This is a genomic window from Citrobacter sp. wls714, assembly GCF_005281025.1.
In the GTDB taxonomy this organism is placed as follows: domain Bacteria; phylum Pseudomonadota; class Gammaproteobacteria; order Enterobacterales; family Enterobacteriaceae; genus Citrobacter; species Citrobacter werkmanii.
Window position 1 is genome coordinate 1 of record NZ_SZWZ01000008.1, and the last position, 1,978, is coordinate 1,978.

Annotated in this window: 3 protein-coding genes and 1 pseudogene; all 4 read right to left on the reverse strand. The window is 55.9% G+C overall.

Annotation, left to right across the window (positions count from 1 at the left end):
- Positions 1–14 precede the first annotated feature (14 nt).
- A complete protein-coding gene (locus tag FDX11_RS01320; protein ID WP_137397336.1) occupies positions 15–431 on the reverse strand; it encodes an NlpC/P60 family protein in 417 nt (138 codons plus the stop codon).
- Positions 394–864: a hypothetical protein gene (locus FDX11_RS01325; protein ID WP_137397337.1), complete on the reverse strand. Its 471-nt coding sequence runs from the start codon at positions 862–864 to the stop codon at positions 394–396. The genes FDX11_RS01320 and FDX11_RS01325 overlap by 38 nt, the downstream gene beginning before the upstream one ends.
- Complete coding sequence (locus tag FDX11_RS01330) at positions 864–1,361, reverse strand: hypothetical protein (protein WP_137397338.1); 498 nt, start codon at positions 1,359–1,361, stop codon at positions 864–866. Before FDX11_RS01330 ends, FDX11_RS01325 begins: the two co-directional genes overlap by 1 nt.
- Positions 1,361–1,978 (reverse strand): annotated as a pseudogene (locus tag FDX11_RS01335) (tail protein (tape measure)); the annotation flags it as partial. The pseudogene FDX11_RS01335 and the gene FDX11_RS01330, both read right to left, overlap by 1 nt.

Consider the following 1,978-nt stretch of genomic DNA (forward strand, 5'->3'; position numbering starts at 1 on the left):
GAAAATTCGATATCTCAACCAGCGCCATATTCGAAAAACTCCACTTTAGTGAATGCCCGCTGAATAACCAGCAAAGAGTCCATGCGCACACTACCGTTCTCGCCGCGCGAGTGTAGCGCCTGTCGGTTCAGCACCAGACCAACGTGAGCCGGTTGCGCGCCGCGATACCCGACGAATATCCCGCCCTCGACCGGTTTCTCGACCTGCTGCCAGAAAACGACGTCGCCCTGATAGCAGGTGAAGAAGTCCGCCCCGGCTTCGTAGTCCGGCGTCTGGTGCAACTCAATGCCGAGGACATGGCGGTAATACAATACGCACAATCCCCAACAATCGACCTTATCGAACGAGCAAGCCCGGTTAGCCCACGGCACGCCGATCACCTTGCTGATGAAATCAGAGGTACTGCAACCCGGTGTATTCCTGCGGATCATAAAGTCGGCCTATGTTGTTGTTCAGCGGGTTTGTGACAGAAAGCGTGACAGAAGCAGCATCGGCGTCAATATCGACCGTCTTGACGTATAACTCCCACGACTTTATCGGTACAGACACGTCTCCACTATCGAAGATCTGCCGCGTGGCCGTGATAGCAGTCAGTCTGGCTGCCCCCTTCCACTGCTTCATCAGCGCTTTGATATCAGACGACAGCCGACTTAACTTAACCGTAGCGTCGATCACCGGCGTACCGCTCTGCTGACTCTCTTCAATTTCAAAGCGCGCTGGCGTGTACACCTGGCCGCCGAGCGTCTTCGGGAAGAATTGCTTATCGACCAGGCGAACATAGCCAAATGATGGATGGTAGAATGTGATGGTGTCGTACAGCCCGCGGGTCGGCCGCTGCTGCTTATATTCCCTGAAGCTCGGCATTACGGCACCCTCGGCAATGACTCTGGGTCTCTGTTGTCTGGGTAACCCGTAACCACGATATCCAGCCATGAAGCCCACGGCGGCGGAAGCTCAACAATGATGTCGTCGAACTCGTCATCAGCGTTAAACAGGTGGTTCGCAATAACTGTCCCCGTCCAGGTCACCACTCCGCCATCGATACTGGTTTGCACCGGCATCTGAGTGAAGTGAAGCTCCTGGAGTTGCAGGCCACTGCCGCCCAGATTGATATTCATCCGGAACCAGTTCAGTCCACGGTTGAGATAATTCGGGCTTCGTAGCCACTGCTGGAAAGCTCGCTCTTCAGCCAGCGTGAAGACCCACGTCACCGACCATGTCACTTTCAGGTCGTCAGTCTGATTCTCGAAAATGGCCGGGCCTACCGCAGGCTGATCGGTCTGGAACCCAGTATCAAGCGTCATGTTTTTGCTGGCCTTCTGCGCCAGCGGAAGCCAGTCGGGATAGTCGATAATTGGCATCAGCCCTGCCCCCTTGGCGTGCGCTTAACGTTCAAGTTGCTGGTGATGGCCTGACTTGCTGGCCCACCGTTATTCATGTCAGCTATGAATGCATCGATAGTCCATGTGCCGTCACTGCCTTGCGTAGCCTGAGCATCGACCGACGCTGAAGAGTAATTGTTGATATTCAAAATCACCCCGCCACCGCCTCCGGCAGTCATTTCCTTGTTGCTGATAACCCTGCCGTTGTCGCCCGGTATCATGTACTGCTTACCGGTGCTGGCCTGGTAAATCTCCGGCATGCCGCCTTCGCCAACCTGATACATCCCGCCGGCACTAACCGGCCCGCCATTCTTACGCTTTCCTGACAGTGCAAGGATGCCAGCCATAGCACCGATACCGATCGCCACCGCACCACCGAATGATGCGATGGATGACATGATGGCTGCCGGAGTCCATGCTGCAGTTGTAGCCGCCGCCGCCGCGGTAGACGTCGCCGTCGTGGTGGCAATACCAGCCGCCTGCGCTGTTGTGGATGCTGCAACTGCTGCAGTGGTGGCTGTCTGACCCATGATTGCCGACTTCACCCACTCAACGCCCATCTGGACGAAGGTATTGATTACACTGTTCAGTACCGT

Coding starts and splice junctions, on each gene's coding strand:
- FDX11_RS01320 (WP_137397336.1), bottom strand. CDS start 431: ATGATCCGCAGGAATACACCGGGTTGCAGTACCTCTGATTTCATCAGC.
- FDX11_RS01325 (WP_137397337.1), bottom strand. CDS start 864: ATGCCGAGCTTCAGGGAATATAAGCAGCAGCGGCCGACCCGCGGGCTG.
- FDX11_RS01330 (WP_137397338.1), bottom strand. CDS start 1,361: ATGCCAATTATCGACTATCCCGACTGGCTTCCGCTGGCGCAGAAGGCC.